Here is a 4,526-nt window from a genome sequence, read left to right on the forward strand (position 1 = left end):
CCGGAACGTACGCGGCGAGCAATGTCGTGACGACGAGGAGCGCGGCGATTGCCACGAACGTCACCGGATCGAGCGGGTTGAGCCCGAAGAGCAACGCCTCGAGTGCCCGCGTCGAGAATGCCGCGCCCACGAGTCCGATCACCAGCCCGAGGGCGGTGAGCCTGAGTCCTTCTCCCAGCACGAGGCGAGACACCTTTGCGGGATCTGCGCCGAGCGCAACGCGGATGCCGATCTCGCGGGTGCGGTGCGTGACGGCGTAGGCGATCACACCGTACAGCCCGACCGCCGAGAGCACGAGCGCCACGAGGGCGAAGACGCCGATGAGCGCCATGGCGAACCGCTCGGGCGCCAGGCCGTATTCCACCGCCTCCGCCACACTCACCATGTAGGGTGCGCCGAGCGCCGGCTCGGCGGCCGCAAGTCTCCGCGCCGTCGATGCCACCAGCGCCGAGTCGGAGGTCCGCACCAGCAGGTTCCCCGCGCCGTCCTCTGCGCGCGGTGTCTCGTAGGCCTGGTTCTGGTAGACCTCGGCGGTGTATCCGGGGTAGTGCACGTCCGGCACCACACCCACCACCGTCAGCCACGGCTGCTTGGCGTTTAGCCGAAACCGCAAGCCCAGGGGGCTGCGCCGCCCCCAAAGGCGATGCGCCAGCCCCTCGCCGATCACCACGCCGGCGCCTCCGCCCGCGGCCGTGGCGGAGTCGAGGTCCCGTCCGGCCAGGAGCGGGATCTTGAGAAAATGAAAATACCCCGGGCTCGCGAGCGTCACCAACGCCGATTTCACGTCGGTGGGCGTCGGTCCGCTCGACCCATCGACCTCCACCGAACCGAACCCCCAATAACCGTTCCCCGGCAGCGACCCCGGGTGCGATGCCGTGACGCCCGGCGCGGAGGCCAACCGCGCCAGCAACTCCCGCCCCTGGGCCGTCGCCGCGCGCTGGCCGCTGCCGCCCCTCCGCTCCGGCGAGCGCCCGCCGCCGACCGGCCTCGGCATGGGCGCCACCTCGTAGAGCCGCGCCGCGTCGAACCCCAGCGGCTGCCGCTCCAGACGCACGAACGAGCGCACCAGGAGCCCCGCCCCCACGAGCATCACGAGAGAAAGCCCGACCTCGAGCACCACGAACAGCCCGCGGACCCGCCCGCTGGCCCACCCTCCCGCCGACGTGCGTGAGCCGGAGCGCAACACGTCGCCCGGCGCCGCCGTGCGCGCCAGGAGCGCGGGCGCCGTGCCGAAGCCCAGCGCCGAGAGCAATGCGATGCCAACGCTCCACAGCAGCACCGCCGGCTGCAGGCGCACCGCCGCCAGGTTGTCGAGCGCGCTCGGGCGCAGGGCGATCATGACGTGGAGTCCCACCCAGGCGATGCCAATCCCGATCGCGCAGGCGGCACCCGACAACACCAGGCTCTCCGCCAGCACCTGTCGAAAGAGCCGAACCCGTGTGGCCCCCAACGCCGTCCGCAGCGCCATTTCTCGGCGGCGCATCCACCCACGCGCAAGCAGCAGGTTGGCGACGTTGGCGCAGGCGATGAGGAGCAGCGCGCCCACCGCCGCGAACAGCACCTTCACCGTCTGCGCCTCGCGTACACCGATGACGTCCTGGGCGCGCACCGCCTCGGCGTCGATCCTCTTGTACTTGGCCGCATCCGGGAGCCCTCGCATGATGGCCAGCAGCTCGGCCGAGGCGCGTCTCGGCTGCACCCCCGCGCGCAACCGGGCGAACGCCGGCACGTTGCTCGCGGAGTCGAGGGAGAGCGGAACGAACACCTCTCGCGGCGGCTCGCCTGACATGGGGATCACCATGCCGCGCGGGGCGACGCCGACGATCGTGTGCGGACGGCCGTTCAGGAGGATCGTCCGGCCGATCACGTCGCTCCGGCCCGCGTACGCCCGATGCCAGAGACCGGCGTCGATCATCGCGACGGGCGCGGCGCCGCGCGCGGTGTCTCCCGGAAGGAAGGCACGCCCGAGCACCGGCTCCACGCGAAGCAGCCGGAAGAAGCCCGGCGTGACCAGCGCGCCGGGAACCGAATCGGCGCGCTGGAGCGTGTCGCCGAGGCGGTACCAGGGTTCCCCTACCGCGGCGAAATCCTCGAGCGTCTTCGACTGCGCGCGCCAGGCATTGAATACTTCGGAGTCGGGGGGAGTGCTGATCTGGCCGCCGCTACCCGTCCACCTGAGCTGCACGATGCTGTTCCCGTCGGGGTACGGAAGCGGCGCGATCAACAGGTGATGCACCACCGAGAAGATCGCCGTGTTGGCGCCGATGCCGAGGGCGAGCGTGAGGACGGCGATGGCGGTGAAGCCGCGGGCTTTGGCGAGCTGGCGGGAGGTGAGCCGCAGATCGTGCCACAGCCCCTCGATCCGATCGGCGATTCGCAGACGTCGCTCCCGTTGCTCCGCCGTGGCCCGCAGCGACCGGCGTGCGGCCGGCGTGTCGCCGAAGCGGCGTCGGGCCTCGCGCAGCGCGTCGTCCGGCGTCAGCCCCTGGGCTTCGAGTTGCTTCGCGCGCAGCTCGAGATGCAGCGCGATCTCGTCCTCCACGTTCTCGTGGACCACGTCTCGGCGGCGGAGCGCCAGCCGGAACACCCGCTTCACACCCGGGCGGATCATCGTCGCCTCCCTACAGCCGCGCGGTGAGGATGTCGGTGACCAGCGCGGCGTAGCGCGTCCAGCGCGCCGTTTCCGCCTCGAGGTAGCGCCGGCCCTTCGCCGTCACGCGGTAGTACCGCGCGCGGCGATTGTTGTCCGTCACCCCCCAGTCCGCGGCCACGAGTCCGCGCTCCTCCATGCGGTAGAGCGCCTGGTACAGCGCCGAGTCGTCGAGGCCGAGGCCGCCGCCCGACCGTGATTCGAGCCACGTGACGATCTCGAAGCCGTGCATCGGCGTCCAGCTGAGGGCCTTGAGCACGAGGACATCCAGCGTGCCCTTCACGACCGGAAGCGCGTCACGGCCAGCCATTGCAGCTCCTCTTAGAATCTGGATAGAGATACCGTTGCGATCCAAGGTCGTCAAGATCAGCGGTCGACGATACCCGGCGTGCATGCCCTCCCTCGGGCCCGGCTGGCCAACTCCTGTTTCCAGGAAGCGTTCGCCCACTCGTCTGCAACGGAATCTCGATACAGCTTTGTCGGCACATCTCCCACGAGGTGTGCCGGTAGAACGTGAAGCTCGCGCGGGAGGTTAGGGAGCCGGCGTTCGCGGCGGGGTCGGGATCATCGCGGTACCGACGGCAACTCCCCGGCTTCCAGGCGCGCGATCAGGTCCAGCAGCCCCGCCGCCTCCCACCAGCGGTTTCGCTTGCCCGTCGACAGCGGCAGTAGAACCCCGGCGGCGACCAACTGCTCAATCGCCTCGTACACGCGGCTCTTGGCGCGGCCGGTGACCGCGGTGGCCACCGGCGCCGAAATCATCGGGTGGCCGGGCAGCAGGTCGATGATCGTCCAGGCCGCCGCGTTTGCACGTGGGGCACTCGGGGTCCCGCGCAACTGCTCCCGCCAGCGCGCCTGGAGATCCCCCACTGCGCCGATGTACGCGCGCGCCAACCGAGCGGCACGCAAGACCGCCGCGGCGAAGTATTCGACCCACTCGGCAATGCCATCGCCGCGAAAGCGCGTGAGCCCGGCGATGTAGCGGCCCTTCGCGCCCGCGAACACCACGCTCACCGGCGGAAGGAACCGCGGGGCAAGCCCTCGCCGGCGCAGCACGACGTGCACCAGCGCGCGCCCGGTGCGCCCATTACCATCGTCGAACGGGTGGATGGTCTCGAATTGGGCGTGGACCAACGCGGCCTGCACGAGCGGCGAGAGAAGATCGTCGTTCACCGCGCGGCAGAGATCCGTGAGCAGACGGTCCACGTCCTCCACCGGGGGCGGGACGAAGTCGGCGCCGCATGGGTTGTAGTCGTTCCCGCCGATCCAGTTCTGCCCCGTGCGCAGACGCCCTGCAATGTGCCGGTGGGTCGCGCGCTCGAGAAGCCGGCGGTGAATCGCCAGGATCTCCTGCCGGCGAAACCGCTTCGTCTCGGCCGCGTGCTCCACGGCGAGCACCATCGCGTCGATATTCGCCAGCACGTCGATCGCGGTCGGCCCCGGAGCGATTCCCGACTCGGCGCGCGCCTCGGCGCGCGCCAACTCGCGAACCCCGAGCTGCATCCCTTCCACTTTGGAGGAAGCGATGGACTCCGTCCGGAGCAGGAGTCGGGCCAGGGGCCCTAACGCCGTGCCCCCCTCGTGGTTCAGCTGTCGGATGGCGTCCTCGGCCTCGGATACCAGGCCGGCGAGCCGAGCGTCCATCCGGAGGTCGAGGGACGACAGGTCGTCGGGGATGAACGCGTCGTACCGGCAGGCACGCCGGTAGGCGGCCGGCGCTTCCAGCGTCGGATCGAACTTCCATATCTTCGAGGCGAAACGACCGGGCATTGCGAACGGAGTGACGAGTGTGGCGCTGGCTCGAACGCCAGCTTCGCGAAGTGAAACCACAGGACTGCCAGTAGTTGCACTTACAACATAAACGGAACTATGACAG

General features: G+C 70.1%; 3 protein-coding genes. All 3 read right to left on the reverse strand.

Annotation, left to right across the window (positions count from 1 at the left end; genetic code table 11):
- The coding region (locus tag VNF92_08680; protein ID HVA57951.1) for an ABC transporter permease at positions 1-2,611 on the reverse strand (2,611 nt) is incomplete at its 3' end.
- A 10-nt stretch (positions 2,612-2,621) separates the two neighbouring features.
- Entirely contained in the window at positions 2,622-2,960 is a 339-nt protein-coding gene (locus VNF92_08685; GenBank protein HVA57952.1) for a PadR family transcriptional regulator, read from the reverse strand.
- A gap of 254 nt (positions 2,961-3,214) precedes the next feature.
- Positions 3,215-4,420, reverse strand: a complete 1,206-nt coding sequence (locus VNF92_08690) for a Fic family protein (protein HVA57953.1) — start codon at positions 4,418-4,420, stop codon at positions 3,215-3,217.
- Positions 4,421-4,526: the final 106 nt, after the last annotated feature.

It is taken from the genome of Gemmatimonadaceae bacterium (assembly GCA_035533015.1).
Classification (GTDB): Bacteria; Gemmatimonadota; Gemmatimonadetes; order Gemmatimonadales; family Gemmatimonadaceae; genus JAGWRI01.

What these genes read in the sequence shown, in the direction of transcription:
- VNF92_08685 (HVA57952.1), bottom strand. Translation starts at nt 2,960, where the DNA reads ATGGCTGGCCGTGACGCGCTTCCGGTCGTGAAGGGCACGCTGGATGTC.
- VNF92_08690 (HVA57953.1), bottom strand. Translation starts at nt 4,420, where the DNA reads ATGCCCGGTCGTTTCGCCTCGAAGATATGGAAGTTCGATCCGACGCTG.